21 protein-coding genes and 1 other RNA gene are annotated in these 16914 nt (G+C 72.1%); 15 read left to right on the forward strand and 7 right to left on the reverse strand.

Annotation, left to right across the window (positions count from 1 at the left end):
- Positions 1 to 57 precede the first annotated feature (57 nt).
- Genes NUH29_RS13630 through NUH29_RS13640 form a run of 3 tightly spaced genes read left to right on the forward strand, consistent with a single transcriptional unit; the run spans position 58 to position 3148 of the window.
- The gene (locus NUH29_RS13630; protein ID WP_373317461.1) at positions 58 to 1347 is read left to right on the forward strand and encodes a TadA family conjugal transfer-associated ATPase; all 1290 of its coding nucleotides are present in this window, start codon (positions 58 to 60) and stop codon (positions 1345 to 1347) included.
- Positions 1344 to 2213, forward strand: a complete 870-nt coding sequence (locus NUH29_RS13635) for a type II secretion system F family protein (protein WP_308445777.1) — start codon at positions 1344 to 1346, stop codon at positions 2211 to 2213. The genes NUH29_RS13630 and NUH29_RS13635 overlap by 4 nt, the downstream gene beginning before the upstream one ends.
- A complete protein-coding gene (locus NUH29_RS13640; RefSeq protein WP_258799775.1) occupies positions 2201 to 3148 on the forward strand; it encodes a type II secretion system F family protein in 948 nt (315 codons plus the stop codon). The genes NUH29_RS13635 and NUH29_RS13640 overlap by 13 nt, the downstream gene beginning before the upstream one ends.
- 6 nt (positions 3149 to 3154) lie before the next feature.
- Here the strand turns inward: NUH29_RS13640 and NUH29_RS13645 are convergent, their stop codons facing one another.
- Positions 3155 to 3526 (reverse strand): hypothetical protein, encoded by a 372-nt coding sequence (locus tag NUH29_RS13645; protein ID WP_258799776.1) that lies wholly within the window; start codon positions 3524 to 3526, stop codon positions 3155 to 3157.
- Between the two features lie 94 nt (positions 3527 to 3620).
- On the opposite strand from NUH29_RS13645, the gene NUH29_RS13650 reads away from it, so the two are divergent.
- Genes NUH29_RS13650 through NUH29_RS13665 form a run of 4 tightly spaced genes read left to right on the forward strand, consistent with a single transcriptional unit; the run spans position 3621 to position 5082 of the window.
- On the forward strand, positions 3621 to 3785 hold the full coding sequence (locus NUH29_RS13650; protein WP_258799777.1) for a hypothetical protein: 165 nt from the start codon (positions 3621 to 3623) through the stop codon (positions 3783 to 3785).
- Between the two features lies 1 nt (position 3786).
- Complete coding sequence (locus tag NUH29_RS13655) at positions 3787 to 4191, forward strand: TadE/TadG family type IV pilus assembly protein (protein WP_258799778.1); 405 nt, start codon at positions 3787 to 3789, stop codon at positions 4189 to 4191.
- On the forward strand, positions 4166 to 4642 hold the full coding sequence (locus NUH29_RS13660; RefSeq protein ID WP_258799779.1) for a hypothetical protein: 477 nt from the start codon (positions 4166 to 4168) through the stop codon (positions 4640 to 4642). The genes NUH29_RS13655 and NUH29_RS13660 overlap by 26 nt, the downstream gene beginning before the upstream one ends.
- Complete coding sequence (locus tag NUH29_RS13665) at positions 4639 to 5082, forward strand: pilus assembly protein TadG-related protein (protein ID WP_258799780.1); 444 nt, start codon at positions 4639 to 4641, stop codon at positions 5080 to 5082. The genes NUH29_RS13660 and NUH29_RS13665 overlap by 4 nt, the downstream gene beginning before the upstream one ends.
- 27 nt (positions 5083 to 5109) lie before the next feature.
- On the opposite strand, the gene gap is transcribed toward NUH29_RS13665, so the two are convergent.
- Entirely contained in the window at positions 5110 to 6111 is a 1002-nt protein-coding gene (gap, locus tag NUH29_RS13670; RefSeq protein WP_258799781.1) for a type I glyceraldehyde-3-phosphate dehydrogenase, read from the reverse strand.
- A gap of 100 nt (positions 6112 to 6211) precedes the next feature.
- Entirely contained in the window at positions 6212 to 7162 is a 951-nt protein-coding gene (locus NUH29_RS13675; RefSeq protein ID WP_258799782.1) for a GlxA family transcriptional regulator, read from the reverse strand.
- Between the two features lie 57 nt (positions 7163 to 7219).
- On the opposite strand from NUH29_RS13675, the gene NUH29_RS13680 reads away from it, so the two are divergent.
- Both NUH29_RS13680 and NUH29_RS13685 read left to right on the forward strand, forming a co-directional pair.
- Positions 7220 to 7609, forward strand: a complete 390-nt coding sequence (locus tag NUH29_RS13680) for a hypothetical protein (RefSeq protein WP_258799783.1) — start codon at positions 7220 to 7222, stop codon at positions 7607 to 7609.
- A 95-nt stretch (positions 7610 to 7704) separates the two neighbouring features.
- Entirely contained in the window at positions 7705 to 8253 is a 549-nt protein-coding gene (locus NUH29_RS13685; RefSeq protein WP_258799785.1) for a hypothetical protein, read from the forward strand.
- Here the strand turns inward: NUH29_RS13685 and NUH29_RS13690 are convergent.
- A complete protein-coding gene (locus NUH29_RS13690; RefSeq protein ID WP_258799786.1) occupies positions 8246 to 9484 on the reverse strand; it encodes an MFS transporter in 1239 nt (412 codons plus the stop codon). The genes NUH29_RS13685 and NUH29_RS13690 overlap by 8 nt on opposite strands.
- Before the next feature lie 76 nt (positions 9485 to 9560).
- On the opposite strand from NUH29_RS13690, the gene prfB reads away from it, so the two are divergent.
- The 4 genes from prfB (at position 9561) to smpB (ending at position 13132) form a co-directional block, all read left to right on the forward strand.
- Entirely contained in the window at positions 9561 to 10667 is a 1107-nt protein-coding gene (gene prfB, locus NUH29_RS13695; protein ID WP_258799787.1) for a peptide chain release factor 2, read from the forward strand.
- Positions 10668 to 10729: 62 nt separating this feature from the next.
- Positions 10730 to 11683: a cell division ATP-binding protein FtsE gene (gene ftsE / locus NUH29_RS13700; protein ID WP_258799788.1), complete on the forward strand. Its 954-nt coding sequence runs from the start codon at positions 10730 to 10732 to the stop codon at positions 11681 to 11683.
- Positions 11680 to 12588, forward strand: coding sequence for a permease-like cell division protein FtsX (gene ftsX, locus NUH29_RS13705; RefSeq protein ID WP_258799789.1), 909 nt, complete (start codon positions 11680 to 11682; stop codon positions 12586 to 12588). The genes ftsE and ftsX overlap by 4 nt, the downstream gene beginning before the upstream one ends.
- Positions 12589 to 12655: 67 nt before the next feature.
- Positions 12656 to 13132: an SsrA-binding protein SmpB gene (smpB, locus tag NUH29_RS13710; protein ID WP_258799790.1), complete on the forward strand. Its 477-nt coding sequence runs from the start codon at positions 12656 to 12658 to the stop codon at positions 13130 to 13132.
- 1 nt (position 13133) lies between these two features.
- Here the strand turns inward: smpB and NUH29_RS13715 are convergent, their stop codons facing one another.
- Positions 13134 to 13805 (reverse strand): SIMPL domain-containing protein, encoded by a 672-nt coding sequence (locus NUH29_RS13715; protein ID WP_258799791.1) that lies wholly within the window; start codon positions 13803 to 13805, stop codon positions 13134 to 13136.
- A 133-nt stretch (positions 13806 to 13938) separates the two neighbouring features.
- Here NUH29_RS13715 and ssrA point away from each other — a divergent pair.
- Positions 13939 to 14309, forward strand: a transfer-messenger RNA (tmRNA) gene (gene ssrA, locus NUH29_RS13720).
- 155 nt (positions 14310 to 14464) lie between these two features.
- Positions 14465 to 15988 (forward strand): S1C family serine protease, encoded by a 1524-nt coding sequence (locus NUH29_RS13725; RefSeq protein ID WP_258799792.1) that lies wholly within the window; start codon positions 14465 to 14467, stop codon positions 15986 to 15988.
- 131 nt (positions 15989 to 16119) lie between these two features.
- Here the strand turns inward: NUH29_RS13725 and NUH29_RS13730 are convergent, their stop codons facing one another.
- Together NUH29_RS13730 and NUH29_RS13735 are read right to left on the reverse strand one after the other, a co-directional pair.
- A complete protein-coding gene (locus tag NUH29_RS13730) occupies positions 16120 to 16518 on the reverse strand; it encodes an ImmA/IrrE family metallo-endopeptidase (protein WP_258799793.1) in 399 nt (132 codons plus the stop codon).
- 10 nt (positions 16519 to 16528) lie between these two features.
- Positions 16529 to 16888 carry a helix-turn-helix domain-containing protein gene (locus NUH29_RS13735; RefSeq protein WP_258799794.1) on the reverse strand — a complete coding sequence of 120 codons (360 nt, stop codon included), beginning with the start codon at positions 16886 to 16888 and terminating at the stop codon, positions 16529 to 16531.
- Between the last annotated feature and the right edge of the window lie 26 nt (positions 16889 to 16914).

Raw genomic sequence — 16914 nt, forward strand, 5'->3', positions numbered from 1 at the left:
ACTCCTTGATTCGGGCAGGACAGCGGCGGCCGCTCGGCCGGCTGTGGAGAACCGCGGATGCCGCCCGCCGCATCCGGGCATGCTGTGCGGGTGACGAGCGCGGTCGGGGTCATCGCCGAGCAGGTGCGCGAGCGCGTGCGCCGCGAGGGCGTCGACCTGCGGGGCGATCGCGAGCTCGCCGACCGCTACGTGCGCGACGAGGTGCAGCGCTACGCGGAGCTCGCGCTCGGCGGCTCGGTGCCGCTGCTCGACGACGAGGGGCGCGTCGCCCGCCAGGTGGTCGCCGCCCTCACCGGGCTCGGCCCGCTGCAGCCGTACCTCGACGACCCCCGCGTCGAGGAGCTGTGGATCAACGCCCCCGACCGCATCTTCGTCGCCCGCGACGGCATCTCCGAGCGGGTGCCGCTCGAACTCACCGACGGCGAGGTGCGCGAGCTGCTGGAGCGGATGCTGCAGCAGACCGGCCGCCGCATCGACCTCGGTTCGCCGTTCGTCGACGCCTCGCTGCCCGACGGTTCACGCCTGCACGCCGTGATCCCGGATGTCGCCCGCCGGCACGTGTCGGTCAACATCCGGCGGTTCCGCACCGGCATGCGCACCCTGCCCGACCTGGTGGCGCTCGGTTCGCTCACGAGCCAGGCGGCCGGGTTCCTGCACGTCGCGGTGCGCAGCGGTCACAACATCCTGGTCACCGGGGCGACCCACAGCGGCAAGACGACCCTGCTCGGCGCCCTCATCGGCTCGTGCCGCCCGCGCGAGCGCGTCGTGACCGTCGAGGAGACCTTCGAGCTCGCGGTCGACGCCGCCGATCATGTCGCGCTGCAGTGCCGGCAGCCGAGCCTCGAGGGCACCGGCGAGATCAGCCTGCGCCGCCTCATCAAGGAGTCGCTGCGGATGCGCCCCGACCGGCTGATCGTCGGGGAGGTGCGCGAGGCGGAGGCGCTCGATCTGCTCATCGCCTTGAACTCGGGAATCCCGGGCATGTGCTCGCTGCACGCCAACAGCGCCCGCGACGCGCTGCGCAAGCTGAGCACGCTGCCGCTGCTCGCGGGCCGCAACATCGACGCGTCGTTCGTCACGCCGACGGTCGCATCGGCGATCGACCTCGTGGTGCACGCCGAGCTGGGGCGCGACGGCCGGCGACGCGTGGTCGAGGTGGTCGCGCCGAGCGGTCGGGTCGACGATGAGGGCATCGAGGCGGTCACGCTGTTCGCCCTCGAGCGCGACCGGCTCGTCGCCACCGGCGCGCTGCCGCCTCGCCTGGCGACCTTCGCACGTGCGGGGGTCGACCCGTCGGCGATCCTGCGGGATGCGGCGGCCCCGTCATCCGCGGAGGCGAGCCGGTGATCGCCGCGGCGTGGGGCCTCGTGCTCGGGCTCGGTCTCGTGCTGGTCGCCGCGCCCTGGCTCTGGCCGGCAGCCGGCGACCGGGTCACGGCACGTCGAGCCGGCCCGCTCGCGCGCCTCGGCGTGCTCGTGCGGCAGGCCGGTCTCAGCCGGGTGTCGGCACCCACCGTCGTCGCCGTCGCGGTGCTGCTGGCCCTCGCGACCGCCGCGGTGGTCGTGGCGCTCGTGCCGGTCGTCGCGCTCGCGGTGGCCGCCGGTCTGGCGGCCGGAGCCCTGCCGTTCGCCGTGCTGAGCGGGCGCGCACGGTCCAGACGTCGGGCGATGCGCGCCGTCTGGCCGGATGCGATCGACCACCTGGTCGCCGGGCTGCGATCGGGTCGATCTCTTCCGGATGCGCTGGCCGAGCTCGGGGAGAGCGGCCCGGCACCGCTGCGCCCCGCGTTCACCGATTTCGGCGGGGATCTGCGCGCCACGGGCCAGTTCCTCGTCGCGCTCGACGCCCTGAAGGACCGCCTCGCCGATCCGGTCGCCGACCGGGTGGTCGAGACTCTGCGGGTCGCGCGGGAGGTCGGCGGCACCGAGCTGCCGAGCGTGCTGCGGGCGCTCGCCGCGCACCTGCGGGCGGATGCCGCCATCCGCTCGGAGGTGGAGGCGCGGCAGAGCTGGGTGGTCAGCGCCGCCCGGCTCGGCGTGGCGGCCCCGTGGCTCGTGTTGTTGCTGCTCGCCGCGCGACCGGAGGCGGTGCGCGCCTACAACTCTCCCGCGGGCGTCGCAGTGCTCGCGGTGGGGCTCGTCGTCACGATCGTCGCCTACCGGCTCATGATCACCGTCGGGCGGCTTCCCGAGGAACGGCGGTGGTTCGCGTGAGTCCCACGGTCGCCCTCGCGGTCGGTCTCGGCATCGTGCTGGGCCTCGGCCTGTGGACCCTCGCCGCGTTGGTTCCCCGGGTGGGTGCGAGCCGCCTCGCGGACCGCGTCGCCCCCTACGTGCTCGACGTGTCGCCGGCCGCGCGCGAGCTGCGCGCGCGCCGCGCGGGGGAACCGGCATCCGTGTTCGCCGAGCTGGTCGCACCCGTGCTGGCGCGTGTGGGCGACGGTCTCGCCGCCGTGCTGGGCGGGGACGCCGTGGTCGCGCGGCGCCTGCGCCAGTCGGGTTCGCCGGCGAGCGTCGCGGCGTTCCGGTCGCGCCAGTTGCTCTGGGCGGCCGGGGGAGCGGCCGTCGGCATCGTCGGCGCCTTGATGCTCGCGCGCTCGGCGAGCGTGTCGCCCGTGGTCGTCGTGATCCTCGCCATCGTCGCCGCCGCGTGCGGACTGCTGCTGCCCGAGCAGCTGCTCGCCGCCCGCGCACGTTCACGGATGCGTCGGATCGCCGCCGAGCTCCCCACGGTGCTGGAGTTCCTGAGCCTCGCGCTCGCGGCAGGGGAGACCGTGCGCGACGCCCTGCGGCGGGTGTCGCGGGTCGGTTCGGGCGAGCTCGCCCGCGAACTCGCCCAGGTGATCGCCGAGGTCGAGGTGGGGGTCGCGCTGAGCGACGCACTGACCCGCTGCGCCGCCGCCCTAGAACTCCCCGCGCTGACCCGCGCCGTCGAGCAGCTCACGACCGCCCTCGACCGCGGCAGCCCGCTCGTCGAGGTGCTGCGCGCCCAGGCGCAGGACTCGCGCGACGTCGCCAAGCGTCAGCTGCTCGAGGCGGCGGGCCGCAAGGAGGTGGCGATGCTCGTGCCGCTGGTCTTCCTCATCCTGCCGGTCACCGTCGCGTTCGCGCTCTTCCCGGCGACGCTGGTGCTGCAGCTCGGTTTCTGAGCCGCCTCAGCCGGCGGGGCTCAGCAGGATCGCGAGGCCGCTCAGCGCGATACCGCTGAGGGCGAGCACGATACCCACCCGGATGCAGACCACCTTCTGGCGGTGGGCCTCCGCGAGCGGAAACCCGAGCACCGGGCACCCCGCCCAGACGAGACCCGCGACGCCGAGCGCGGCGGCGAGGGCGCCGAGCCAGAACACACCGTCGGCGACGGGTGGCAGGTCGGATGGTCGCCATCCGCTCGCGACGAGGGGCCCGAGGCCGAGCACGGGGGCGACCATGGCCGCCGCCAGCCAGGTCGTGCCGGTTCGGATGATGCGCTGCGTCTCCACCGCGGGAGACTCCACATCCAGGGAACGCACGTCGACGAGTTCGCTCATGTCGTCCACTCTGCACCCGCGCGCCCTGCGCGCGCCGGGCGACGCCTGTGGACAACTCGCGACGCCTCCGCGCCGACCACCCCACACTGGGCGCATGCGACGACTCCTGCACCGCCTCCAGGACGATCGGGGCGACGTGCCCGGCTGGGTGCTGATCACGCTCATGACGGCCGCGCTCGTCATCCTGATCTGGGCGCTCGCCGGGCCCGCCCTCGGCGACATCTTCCAGAACGCGATCGACAAGGTCTCCGGGATCTGAGGTGCCGGTTCGCGGCATCCGCGCCTCCCTGCGCGACGACCGTGGCTCGGCACCCGTCGAGTTCGTGCTCGTCGGGGTGCTGCTGACGGTCCTCACCCTGGCGGTGCTGCAGCTCGCCCTGGCCCTGCACATCCGCAACACCGTGCTCGACGCGGCCGCCGAGGGGGCGCGCTACGGCGCGCTCGCCGACAACGAGCCGGCGGATGCCGTCGCGCGCACCGCCGCGCTCATCTCGGAGGCGATCGGCTCCGACTACGCGGGCGACATCGAGGTGCGCGAGGGCTCGTGGATGGGCGTGCCGGCGGTGATCGTCACGGTGCGCACCCGGCTGCCGCTCGCCGGCCTGCTCGGCCCCGATCGTGCGCTGGAGGTGGAGGGCCATGCCGCGCGCGAGACGCTGGACTGACGCCCTCCGCCACCGTCTCGGGCGCGACGACGGCTCGGCGTCGCTCGAGTTCATCACGGTGGGGGTGCTGCTGCTGGTGCCGCTCGTCTACCTCGTGCTGGTCGTGTCGTCGCTGCAGGCGGCCGCGCTCGGCACCGAGGGTGCGGTGCGCCAGGCGAGCCGCGTGTTCGTGCAGGCGACGACGGAGGCGGATGCGCGCGCGGCCGCCGAGCGCGCCCTGCGGGTGACGCTCGCCGACTACGGGCTCGACGCGGGTGCAGCCGAGGTCGCGATCAGCTGCCGACCCGACCCCGTCGACTGCCTGGCCCGTCGGGGCTTCGTGACGGTCGAGCTGTCGACCGTCGTGCCGTTGCCGTTCGCCCCGCCGGTGCTCGGGCTCGACGTGCCGCTCGGCGTGCCGGTGCACGCGGTCGCCACCGAGCAGGTGTCGCGCTTCCGGGCGGGGTCGTGAGCCGCCGCCCGGCCCTCGCCGACGACGAGGGGTCGACGCTGCCGCTCGTGATCTTCTTCGGCATGCTCGGGCTCATCGTCGTGCTGCTGGTGACCGCGGCCACCTCGCTCTACCTCGAGAAGAAGCGACTGTTCACGATCGCCGACGGCGCCTCGCTCGTCGGAGCGGAGGCGTTCGAGCTCGACGCGGTCGCCCTCACCCCCGACGGGCCGCGTCCGGTGCTCGAGAGCGCGGATATCGCGGTAGCGGCCGCCGACTACCTCGCCGGCAATCCGGTCGCCGAGCTCGAGGGGCTGACCCTCGAGCAGGCGTTCACCGCCGACGGGCGCAGCGCCACCGTGACGGTCTCGTCGGTGTGGCATCCGCCCGTCGTCACGATGTTCGTGCCCGAGGGGCTGCGCGTCGAGGCGACCGCGACCGCCCGCTCGGTGTTCGGCTGAGCGGCACCGAGCGGGCGGGGGAGCGGCTCAGGCCCCGGCCAGCAGCGTGAGGCTGTCGACGACGCGGTTCGAGAAGCCCCACTCGTTGTCGTACCAGGCGACCACCTTCACGTGCCGCCCGTCGACGCGGGTGAGCGCCGAGTCGAAGATCGACGAGTGCGGGTTGCCGACGATGTCGCTCGACACGATCGGGTCGGCGGTGAACTGCAGGATGCCGGCGAGCGGTCCCTCGGCGGCGGCACGGTAGGCGGCGAGCACCTCCTCGCGGGTCACGTCGCGCGACACCACCGTGTTGAGCTCGACGATCGAGCCGACCGGCACGGGCACGCGGATCGAGTCGCCCGAGAGCTTGCCGTCGAGCTGCGGCAGCACCAGGCCGATGGCCTTCGCGGCGCCGGTCGTGGTGGGCACGATGTTGACGCCGGCGGCGCGGGCGCGGCGCAGGTCCCTGTGCGGCCCGTCCTGCAGGTTCTGCTCCTGCGTGTAGGCGTGCACGGTGGTCATGAAGCCGTGCTCGATGCCGGCGAGCTCGTCGAGCACCGAGGCGAGCGGCGCGAGCGCGTTCGTCGTGCAGGAGGCGTTCGACACGATCGTGTGCAGCTCCGGGTCGAAGCGGTCGGAGTTCACGCCGTAGACGAGGGTCGCATCCGCCCCGTCGGCGGGGGCGCTCACGAGCACGCGCCGCGCGCCCGCGTCGAGGTGCGCCTGCGCGGCACCGGCGGCGGTGAAGCGGCCCGTCGACTCGACCACGATCTCGACGCCGAGCTCGCCCCACGGCAGCTGCGCGGGCTCGCGCTCGGCGAGCACCCGGATGCGTCGGCCGTCGACCACGAGCGCGTCGCCGTCGACCGTCACCTCGCCCGGGAAGCGCCCGAACGAGGAGTCGTAGCGCAGCAGGTGGGCGAGTGTCTCGGGGGCGGTGAGGTCGTTGATCGCGACGACCTCGAGCTCGGTGTCGCGGGTGTGCAGAGCACGGAGCACGTTTCGGCCGATCCGGCCGAATCCGTTGATGGCGATGCGGGTGGGCATGGGGTTCCTTTCGTCCGCATCGAGCATCCGCCCGCGGTGCCGGCGCCACCGATGGCGCGCGTGCCGATATCCGCAAGGATCCAGCCAGTTTCGGATGCGGTCAGGCGCCCCGGGTGAAGGTGCGGCGGTACTCGCTCGGCGAGGTGCCGAGCACCCGCTGGAAGTGCAGCCTGAGGTTCGCCCCGGTGCCGAGCCCGGCGTGCGCGGCGATCTGCTCGATCGGCAGCTCGCTCGACTCGAGCAGCTCGCGGGCGAGGTCGACGCGCGCCCGCAGCACCCACTGCATGGGCGTGTAGCCGGTGTCCTCGACGAAGTGCCGTGAGAAGGTGCGGGGCGACACCCGCGCGTGTCGGGCCAGGTCGGCGACCGTGATCGGCTCGTCGAGATGCGCGAGCGCCCACTCCCGCGTCGACGCGTACAGCTCGCCGAGCGGCTCGGGCACGCTCCGCGGCACGAACTGCGCCTGGCCGCCGCTGCGGTACGGCGCCGCGACCAACCGCCGGGCGACGTGGTTCGACAGGGCGACGCCATGATCGCGGCGCACCAGATGCAGGCACAGGTCGAGCGCCGAGGCGCCACCCGCCGAGCTCAGCAGCGAGCCCTCGTCGACGAACAGCACGTTCTCGTCCACCCGGATGCGTGGATACCGCGCCCGCAGCGCCTGCGTGTAGTGCCAGTGGGTGGTGGCGCGCCGCCCGTCGAGCAGCCCGGTCGCGGCGAGCGCGAACGCCCCCGTCGAGATCGCGGCGAGCCGCGCACCGCGCGCGTGGGCATCCCGCAGCGCCTCGACCACTTCTGCGGGCGGGTCGACCTCCGCCGGGGTCCGGTACCCCGGGATCATCACGGTGTCGGCCCAGCCGAGCGTCTCGAGCCCCGACGAGACCTGGTAGGCGAGCCCCTCGCCGCCGGCCACGACGCCCGCCGCGACACCGCACACCCGCAGTTCGTAGGGCATGCTCGGCCGCGCCGAGAACACCTGCGCGGGAACGCCCACGTCGAGCGGCTTCGCACCGTCGAGCACGAGCACGGCCACCCGGTGCGATCTGCTCACGCCCGCAAGGATACGGCCACTGATGTCGCGTCTGCCGATCACCCGTAGCCTGGACCCGTGGACCGCAGCGACTGGATCGAGCACCGCCGTGGCGACGGCGAGCGCCTCGGGTGGATGCGGCCCGAGGGCGACGGTTTCGTGCCCGTCGACCTGCTCGGGCGCGACCGGGCGGGCGTGCTCGACTGGCTGGCCGCCGAGGAGCTGCTCGACGCGCTCGGCATCGGCTACCTCGCCGAGCCGTTCCTGCTCGAGCGCCCGGATGCCGGCCCGCTGCGGGTGCGCATCGCCGAGGTGTCGCCCCACGGCATCCGCGTCGTCCGCGACTACGGCGGGGCGATCGGCGGGCCGATCGAGGAGCACCGGCTCGCGTGGCCGCTGCCGGAGGGGCTGCGTCCGCTCGCGGAGGTCGGGGACGCGGGCGACGGCGACTGGCTGTTCGACGCTTGACGCGCGCCGACGAGCGCCGGAGAGTGGAGGAGTCGGGTGTCAACCCGATCCGCCGCCGCCGACGTCGTGCAGGTGAACCGTCGAAAGGGAGCCTCATGACCGCCACGACCGCCCGACTCGCCTCCGCGGCCGCAGCCGCCCTGCTGCTCGTCGCGCTCGCCGGGTGCACCCCGGGCGAGGCGCCGACCCCGACCGGCACGCCCGCGGCATCCGAGACGCCGAGCGAGACCCCCACCGTGGAGCCCGCGGAGGAGACGGTGCCGCCGGTCGCCGAGATCGACGCATCCGAGCGTGCGGCGATCGTCGCGGGCATCGAGGCGGGCGACCCGGCGGCGGTCGGCCCCTACCTGACCGACCCGGTGAACTACATCCTCGCCTCCTCGGAGTGCTGCGGCGTCATCAGCGCCGCCGACGCCACGGGCGAGCTCATCGGCTATACGAGCGGCTCGTCGGGCTGGAGCTCGCCCGTCGACCCGGCCTACCTCGACCAGGTGCGGATGAGCCCCTACTACGGCGAGCTGGTGCCCGCCGACGTCATCGCGCTGCGCGCCTCCTCCGACGGACTCGTCGTGATCCTGGGCGTCGAGGGCGACCGCATCGCCTCGGTGCTCGTCGGCCACGAGGACGTGCTGCTGTTCACCTGACCCGTCGCGCGGCGCCCACGTGGCGCGGCAGGAAGACGCGCAGGTCGAGCGCGCCGAGCAACCCGAGCACGCCCATCACCCCGACCGCCACCGGCAGCGAGGCGACGAGCGCGAGCGCCGAGATGAGCAGCGGCGCGGCGGCCGCCCCCGAATCGGCGGTGAACCGCCACGCGCCGAGGAACGGGGCCGGATGCGCGGGGTCGGCGAGGTCGGCGCCGAGCGTCATGAGGATGCCGGCCCCGATGCCGTTCGACAGCGCCATCAGCACGGCCACCACGACGAACCAGGTCTCGGCACCCGGCGCGTCGTGGGTGAACGCGAGGATCAGATGCGAGGTGCCGAGCCCGATCATCGACGGCACCGCCGTCCACAGCCGCCCGAAGCGGTCCATGATCCAGCCGCCCGCGTAGAACAGGGCGAAGTCGAGCGCCGCGGCCGAACCGATGATGATCGCCGTCGTCGCCTCGTCGATGCCGATCGACACCGCCCACAGCGGCAGGATCAGCATCCGGCTGGCGCGCAGGGCGGCCACCAGCGCCGAGCCGGTGCCGAGGGTGAGCAGCACGCCGCGGTTGGCCGCGATCGTGCGGAACAGCCCGCGCTCCTCCTCGGCGGCCGCGCGCGCGCCGGGACCGGGCCGCGTCGTCACGAGGTCGGCCGGATCGTGCAACACGAGCAGCACGACGATCGCCGCGACGCAGGCGGCCAGCTGGATCCAGAAGGCGTTCGCCGCCGATCCGGTGGCCTGGATCACCGCGGCCGTCGCGAAGGGCCCCACGAGGTAGCCGAAGCGGAAGGTGCCCCCGAGGGTCGACAGCGCCCGCGCGCGGTAGACCGGCGGCACGAAGCTCGTCATGAACGCGTGCCGGGCGAGCGCGAACACGGCGGTCGCCACCCCGATCAACAGGATCCCGACCCCGAGCACCACGGGGTTCGGCGCGACGAGAGCCACCAGCACCCCCGCGATCGAGAGGGCGGAGGCCCCGATCATCGCCGTGCGCTCGCCGATCCGCGCCACCAGCGCCCCGGCCGGCATGTCGCCCGCCAGCTCGCCGACCACGATCATCGCGGCGATGAGAGCGGCGCCCGGGATGTCGGCGCCGAGCCCGTGCGCCACCGCCGGGATGATCGGGATGATCGCGCCCTCGCCGATCGAGAACAGGATGGTGGGCAGGAACGCCGCGACGACCACCTGCCGCCACGGGAAACGGGGAGCCTCGGTGTTGCTCATGGGATGCCTCTCACGCTACCCCCGCGGATGCCGCCCCGGCGCCGCGCCTCGGTGCGCTGGGTAGGCTGTACCCGCCATGCTCGATGACCTTCCCCCCCAGCTCGCCGCCCTCCGCAGCACCTTCGACGACATCCGCGCCGTCGTCGACGTCGAGCGGCTCCAGGCCGACATCGCCGACCTCTCCGAGAAGGCCGGCGCCCCCGACCTCTGGGACGACCCCGAGAGCGCGCAGAAGGTGACGAGCGCGCTGAGCCACCGGCAGGCGGAGCTCGCCCGCATCACGGCCGTCGAGCGCCGCATCGACGACCTCGAGGTGCTCATCGAGCTCTCGCGCGAGATGGACGACGCCGAGTCGGCCGCCGAGGCCGAGACCGAGTTCGAGGCGCTCAAGAAGACCGTCGGCGACCTCGAGGTGCAGACCCTGCTCGACGGCGAGTACGACCCCCGCTCGGCGGTCGTCACCATCCGCTCGGGCGCCGGCGGCGACGACGCCACCGACTTCGCCGAGATGCTCATGCGCATGTACCTGCGCTGGGCCGAGCGCCACGGCTACCCCGTCAAGGTCATGGACACCTCCTACGCCGAGGGCGCCGGCATCAAGTCGGCCACCTTCGAGGTCGACGCGCCCTACGCCTACGGCACGCTCTCGATCGAGGCCGGCACCCACCGGCTCGCCCGCATCAGCCCGTTCGGCTCGGCCGACAAGCGCCAGACGAGCTTCGCCGCGGTCGAGGTGATCCCGGTGATGGAGGAGGCCATCGAGGTCGACATCCCCGAGGGCGACATCCGCGTCGACGTGTTCCGCTCGTCCGGCCCCGGCGGCCAGTCGGTCAACACGACCGACTCGGCGGTGCGCATCACCCACCTGCCGACCGGCATCGTCGTGTCGATGCAGAACGAGAAGTCGCAGATCCAGAACCGCGCCGCCGCGATGCGCGTGCTGCAGACCCGCCTCCTGCTGCTGAAGAAGGAGGAGGAGGCCGCCAAGAAGAAGGAGCTCGCCGGCGTCATCACAGCGAGCTGGGGCGACCAGATGCGCTCCTACTTCCTCTACGGCCAGCAGCTCGTCAAGGATCTGCGCACCGGCTACGAATCGGGCAACCCGGCCACCGTCTTCGACGGCGACCTCGACGGCTTCATCGCGGCCGGCATCCGCTGGCGCAAGTCCGACCACGACGACTGATCCCGAACGGGGGGAGTGTCGCAGCCGGGGTCCCGGAATCACCTGCTTAGGCTCGACACGCCATGATCCGTTTCGACCAGGTGTCCAAGACCTACTCCGGTGCAACCCGCCCGGCCCTCGGGAACGTGAGCCTCGAGGTGCTCAAGGGCGAGTTCGTGTTCCTCGTCGGCGCCTCCGGATCGGGCAAGTCGAGCTTCCTGCGGCTGATCCTCAAGGAGGAGCGGCCCACCAAGGGCAAGATCCACGTGCTCGGGCACGACCTCACGACGCTCGCCAACCGCAAGGTGCCGTACTTCCGGCGCAGTCTCGGCGTCGTGTTCCAGGACTTCCGGCTGCTGCCGAACAAGACCGTGTTCGACAACGTCGCCTTCACCCTGCAGGTGATCGGCAAGTCGAAGGGGTTCATCCAGGAGGCGGTGCCGGATGTGCTCAAGATGGTGGGGCTCGCCGGCAAGTCCGGGCGCTACCCGCACGAGCTCTCGGGCGGTGAGCAGCAGCGCGTCGCGATCGCGCGCGCCATCGTCAACAAGCCGGCGATCCTGCTCGCCGACGAGCCGACCGGAAACCTCGACCCCGCGACGAGCGCCGGCATCATGACGCTCCTGTCGACGATCAACGCGAACGGCACGACCGTTCTCATGGCCACCCACGACTCCGGCATCGTCGACACGATGAAGCGCCGCGTGATCGAGCTCATCTCGGGCCAGATCGTGCGCGACGAGCGCCAGGGCGGATACCAGACGCAGGCGATCCCCGTGCAGGACTTCGGCCAGGCGATGGAGCGCGAGCAGCTCCGCACGGCGGGCGCACCCGCCCGGGATGCCGTCCAGGGCTCGACCCCGCCGGCCCCCGCATCCGCGCCCCCGGTGCCCGTGTCCGCACCTCCGGTGCGCACGCCGGCGCCGCAGACCGCGTCGTTCTACATCCCGAAGCAGGTGCCCGCCTCGGCGCCGACGGCGACGGCATCCGCGCCGCCCGTGCCTCCGCCGCTCGTCGAGCCGGGAGACGAGGCATGAGGCTCGGGCTCATCCTGTCGGAGGTCGGCCAGGGTTTCCGCCGCAACCTCTCGATGGTCGTCTCGGTGGTGCTCGTCACCTTCATCTCGCTGACCTTCTTCGGCGCCGCCATCCTGCTGCAACTGCAGATCGGGGAGATGAAGGGCTACTGGTACGACCGCGCCGAGGTGACGGTCTACATGTGCATCGAGGTCGCGCCGGGGTGCGAGGGCGCCGCCGCCACCCAGGAGCAGATCGACGCGGTCGACGCGCAGCTGTCGGGGCCCACGCTCGGCGAGTTCGTCGACAAGGTCACGTTCGAGACTCCCGACGACGCCTACGCCCGGTTCCAGCAGGAGTTCGCCGGCTCCTCGATCGTCGACATCGCCACGATCGACTCGTTCGCCGCCGACTTCCAGATCAAACTGGTCGACCCGAACGACTCGGATGTGATCATCGACTCGATCAGCGGGATGCCGGGGGTCGACGAGGTCAGCGACCAGCGCGCGCTGCTGCAGCCGATCTTCGACATCATGAACGCGGCCAGCTACACCGCCGTCGGCATCGCCGCACTCATGCTCGTGGCGGCCGTGCTGCTCATCTCGACCACCATCCGGCTGTCGGCGTTCTCGCGGCGCCGCGAGCTCGCCATCATGCGCCTCGTCGGCGCATCGAACCGCTTCATCGAGACGCCGTTCATCCTGGAGGGCGTGCTCGCCTCGCTCATCGGGTCGGTGCTCGCGAGCGCCGCCGTCGTGGCGATCGTGCAGTTCTTCGTGCACGGCTACCTCGCCGAGCGGATCACCGACTACACCTTCATCGGTCTCGACCAGGCGCTGCTCGTGGTGCCCATCCTGATCGGCGTGGGGGCGCTGCTCGCCGCGCTCTCGGCGAGCGTCGCCATCCGCCGCTACCTCAAGGCCTGAGGTCGCATAGACTGAACGGCTGCCCGCGATCGGCGCGGGCGTCGGATGCCGTGCTGGGAGGTGCGCCATGCCCCGTGAGAAGGGCGAGAAGGTCGTCGCGACCAACCGCAAGGCGCGCCACGACTACACGATCGAGGACACCTACGAGGCCGGCATCGTGCTGTCGGGCACCGAGGTGAAGTCGCTGCGCGAGGGCAAGGCGTCGCTCGTCGACGGCTACGCGTTCATCGACGGCGGCGAGCTGTGGCTCGACGCCGTGCACATCCCCGAGTGGGGTTCGGGCTCGTGGACCAACCACGCGACCCGGCGCAAGCGCAAGCTCCTGCTGCACAAGGCGCAGATCATCAAGATCAGCCACCGCACGAAGGAGGGCGGCTACACGCTCGTGCCGCTGTCGATCTACTTCAAGGACGGCAAGGCGAAGGTCGAGCTCGCGGTCGCGAAGGGCAAGCGCGAGTACGACAAGCGCCAGGCGCTGCGCGAGCGGCAGGACAAGCGCGAAGCCGACCGGGCCATGTCCAGCCGCCGCCACCTGGGGGAGTAGCTCAGCTCGCCTCGAAGCGGGCGTCGACGGATGCGGAGACCTCGATGTCCTCCGGCGTGAAGTCGAGGGCTGAACCCCCTGCCGGCGGTGCGGCGAACGCCGCCGCGCGCATCATCGCCGGTGCGGGCGCCCCACCGTCGCCGCTCACGCCGAGCATCCCGGGGTCGGCGATCGCCTGCGCCGTGACCTGCGACAGACCGATCGCCTGCGCGAACACGCGCGCCTTGTCGGCGGCGTCCTTGACGGCGCGTGAGCGCACCTCCGCCGTCACCGAGGTGCGCTTGGCCTCCGTCAGGGCCCACTCGATCCCGTTCACCTGCACCCCCGGGACGGTGGCGGCCTCCGTGAGCCAGTCGGCGAGCGCGTCGAAGTCCCGGAACTTCACCGTGATCGAGATCGCGGCGTGGTGCACCGGGGCGAGCTGCTTGCCCTCGTTGTTCCACGGGCGCTGCGCCCACACCCGGATGCGGTCCGACGAGAACCAGGTGACGGGTCCCGCATCCGCGTCGTGCAGGCGTTTCACCGAGTCGAGCACGGTCTGCACGGCCGCGGTCGCCGAGGCGAGCACCCCCTCGCGCTTCGGCCCGTCGAAGCCGACGGCGAGCCTCACCGTGGCGCGTTCGGCGGGGTACCAGGCCGTGAAGCGGCCCTGGACGGTGATGACGGTGCCCATGGCGCCATCCTGCCGCACGTCGGCGGGCTCGGCTATCATGGGACTCCGCTGCCGGTGACGGCGGCGTTCACAACTCCACAGCGCGTGATGACGGCCCACCTCTCACGGATCCCGAGGATCCGGAGGTGACCATGGGGATGATCGGTTTCGACATCGCCTGCGAAACTGCGAGAAGCGGGCCGAGGATGCGGGGTTATCTCGTTAACGCCCTCCGCAAACCACAGGTGCCAACGTTAAGCGCACCGACCTCGCTCTCGCTGCCTAAGCGGAGTAGATAGGTCCGTCAGTCCGGACTCGCCCCCGATCCGGATCCTGGCGTCATCGAGGGGGCTCGCTGCGCGGTCGTGTTCCAGGGCCGCGCGGGACTTTCACTGGGGCTGGGCTCGTCGACCTAGGTGTTCGTGACAAAGGTCGGAGCCGAGCAGAACGATCTCACGGACTGCGCCCGGAGAAGGCGCAGGCTCACAGCGATGGACGGGGGTTCAATTCCCCCCATCTCCACTCCCGGTCGTCATCACGCGCTGTCGGAGGGTCTCCTGAGGCGCCCCTAGTTCTCGGAACTGGGGTCGTTCGCTGGGGTATTCGGGGTGTCTGCAGGACCACACTGGTGCTCCGATCTGGTCCTCGCCCGGTCGGTCATCCCCCGAAGGAGTCCTCACATGTCCTCGCAGCACCACCACGCTGCGCTGCGCCGCCTCGCCGCGGCCGGCGCGATCATCACCGCATCCGCGGCCGCGCTGAGCGGCTGCAGCCTCATCCCGGGCCTCGGCGGCGGCGGCTCGAGCGCCGTCGGCTTCGACGACGTCCAGTCGGCCACCGTCTACATCAAGGGGCAGGGCACGTTCATCGAGCCCGGAACCCTCGACTCCTCCGAGTACGGCTGGGTCGGTTCGGGCTTCATCCTGACCTCGGACGGTCTCGCCATGACCAACAACCACGTCGTCGTCGGCGCCGGAACCCTCTCGGGGTACCTCGGAGGCGACCCCGACAAGGAGGTCAAGGTGAAGGTGCTCGGCGCCTCGGAGTGCCTCGACCTCGCCGTCGTGCAGCTCGAGGGCGCCGACTTCCCGCACCTCGCCTGGCACCAGGGTGAGATCAAGACCGGCCTCGACGTCTACTCGGCGGGCTATCCGTTCGGCGCGGCCGAGGAGTTCACCCTCACCCGCGGCATCGTGTCGAAGAACGACTTCGCCTTCGACACCCAGTGGGCCTCCCTCGCCCATGTCATCGAGCACGACGCACGCATCCGGGGTGGCAACTCCGGCGGCCCGCTCATCGACCCGGCCGGCGCCGTCGTCGGCGTGAACTACGCCGGAAACGACTCGCTCGACTACAACTACGCGATCCACCGCGACGTCGCCCAGGAGGCGTTCACCGCGCTGTCGAAGGGCGAGCGCGTCTCGTCGATCGGCATCAACGCCCAGGCCTGGCAGTCGGACGACGGCTCGCTCGCGGGCATCTGGGTGCAGTCGGTGCAGGCGGGCGGACCCGCGGATGTCGCGGGCGTGCAGCCGGGCGACCTCATCTACAAGCTCGGCGGTGTGAGCGTCGGCCAGGACGGCACCCTCGCCGACTACTGCAAGGTGCTCGACACGCAGGGGGTGGACGCGACGATCGACGTCGACGTGTACCGCCCGGCCGACGACGCCCTGCTCACCGGCCAGATCAACGGCAAGGAGCTCGCGGTCACGCAGACGGGCGTGCTCGGCGGCGACGGCGGCACGGCCTCCGGCGGTTTCACGACCGTCCAGGACGACGCCGGGGTGCTCTCGATCGACGTCCCGAGCGAATGGAGCCAGGTCGACGGGTCGAGCCTGTCGGACGGCAACGGCGGCACGTACTACAGCGTCTCCGCCTCGGCCGACCTGGCCGGGTTCCAGTCGAGCTTCAACACCTCGGGCATGCAGCTGATCGCGGGGGATGCGAGCATCACACCGCAGGACGCGCTCGCGCAGTTCGACTTCAGCTCGGCCTGCACGCCCATCACCACGGCGCAGAGCTACGACGACGGCTACTACACGGGCCTGTACTCCGACTACGACTGCGGGGGCACGTACGAGCTGGTGCTGGCCACGCAGGACTACAACGGCACCGCGACCGTGGTGCTCGTCGCCCAGCTGAACACCGACTACGAGAAGGACACCGTCCTCTCGCAGATGCTGAACACGTTCCAGCTCCTCTGACCGGCGTCCGGGCAGGGTCGAGCGAGGACCGGCCCCGCCCGGACGCCCCAGATCGGGGGATGTCCTCGCTCTGCACGGGATGCAGGCGCCCCACCACCACGGGGCGCCTGCATCGTCGTCTCCGTGGGGGATCAGGCCGAGAACCGGCGGACGACGGTCGCGTCGCCTCGACGCTCGAGGCACTGGTCGCGGAACGCCTCGACGATCTTGACGGTGACCTGAAGCTCGTCCGCGATCGTGTGCACGTCGGGATGCACGCGCTCGATCCGGGCGTACTCCTCGGGGTCGACGAGCAGCACGGCGGCGTACCGGTCTGCGCGGCGCTCCGCCGCGGGCGTGCTGCCGCGGTGGCCGTAGTGGTGGTGCCCGAGCTCATGGGCGATGACGCTGCGTCGCTCGGCCGGGGTGAGCCGGATGTCGAACCAGATCCGGGCGCGGTCCGGCTCGTAGCAGCCGAGCATCCCGTCGGGCAGACGGCAGGCGTGGACGGTGAGTCCGGCGTCTGCGGCGAGGCGGAGCAGGTCGCGCATCGCCGTCTCCCTACTGCTGGTCGGACTTCCTCACCCCGCGGTCGGCCGCGAGGGGCAGCGCCGGGTCCGGCCCGCCGGGGCTGACGTCATAGTCCGGTGCGCGACCGACATCGTGCGATGCCGCGGTCTTCGCGAACCGCTCCTCGGCTCGTTCGACGATCGTGTGGGGCGGCACGCCGACGGCGGCGGCGATCCGGTAGAGCGTCGCGAGGTTCATGGCGCGCTCGCCCTTCACCCAGCGGTCGAGCGTCTCGCGGTTGATGCCCGTCGTGCGGGCCACCCCCGCGACGGTGGTGCCGGCGGCGGCGATCTCCGCGCGCACCTGCGCCGCGACCGTCTCGGCGAATCGTTCGGCATCGGTTGCGACCATGCGGTTAACGATATCCCCGGCGCGGC

The organism is Protaetiibacter mangrovi, assembly GCF_024752305.1.
GTDB classification, from domain to species: domain Bacteria; phylum Actinomycetota; class Actinomycetes; order Actinomycetales; family Microbacteriaceae; genus Homoserinibacter; species Homoserinibacter mangrovi.

Coding starts and splice junctions, on each gene's coding strand:
- NUH29_RS13630 (WP_373317461.1), top strand. CDS start 58: ATGCCGCCCGCCGCATCCGGGCATGCTGTGCGGGTGACGAGCGCGGTC.
- NUH29_RS13645 (WP_258799776.1), bottom strand. CDS start 3,526: ATGAGCGAACTCGTCGACGTGCGTTCCCTGGATGTGGAGTCTCCCGCG.
- NUH29_RS13650 (WP_258799777.1), top strand. CDS start 3,621: ATGCGACGACTCCTGCACCGCCTCCAGGACGATCGGGGCGACGTGCCC.
- NUH29_RS13660 (WP_258799779.1), top strand. CDS start 4,166: ATGCCGCGCGCGAGACGCTGGACTGACGCCCTCCGCCACCGTCTCGGG.
- gap (WP_258799781.1), bottom strand. CDS start 6,111: ATGCCCACCCGCATCGCCATCAACGGATTCGGCCGGATCGGCCGAAAC.
- NUH29_RS13685 (WP_258799785.1), top strand. CDS start 7,705: ATGACCGCCACGACCGCCCGACTCGCCTCCGCGGCCGCAGCCGCCCTG.
- NUH29_RS13690 (WP_258799786.1), bottom strand. CDS start 9,484: ATGAGCAACACCGAGGCTCCCCGTTTCCCGTGGCGGCAGGTGGTCGTC.
- prfB (WP_258799787.1), top strand. CDS start 9,561: ATGCTCGATGACCTTCCCCCCCAGCTCGCCGCCCTCCGCAGCACCTTC.
- ftsE (WP_258799788.1), top strand. CDS start 10,730: ATGATCCGTTTCGACCAGGTGTCCAAGACCTACTCCGGTGCAACCCGC.
- ftsX (WP_258799789.1), top strand. CDS start 11,680: ATGAGGCTCGGGCTCATCCTGTCGGAGGTCGGCCAGGGTTTCCGCCGC.
- smpB (WP_258799790.1), top strand. CDS start 12,656: ATGCCCCGTGAGAAGGGCGAGAAGGTCGTCGCGACCAACCGCAAGGCG.
- NUH29_RS13715 (WP_258799791.1), bottom strand. CDS start 13,805: ATGGGCACCGTCATCACCGTCCAGGGCCGCTTCACGGCCTGGTACCCC.
- NUH29_RS13725 (WP_258799792.1), top strand. CDS start 14,465: ATGTCCTCGCAGCACCACCACGCTGCGCTGCGCCGCCTCGCCGCGGCC.
- NUH29_RS13730 (WP_258799793.1), bottom strand. CDS start 16,518: ATGCGCGACCTGCTCCGCCTCGCCGCAGACGCCGGACTCACCGTCCAC.
- NUH29_RS13735 (WP_258799794.1), bottom strand. CDS start 16,888: ATGGTCGCAACCGATGCCGAACGATTCGCCGAGACGGTCGCGGCGCAG.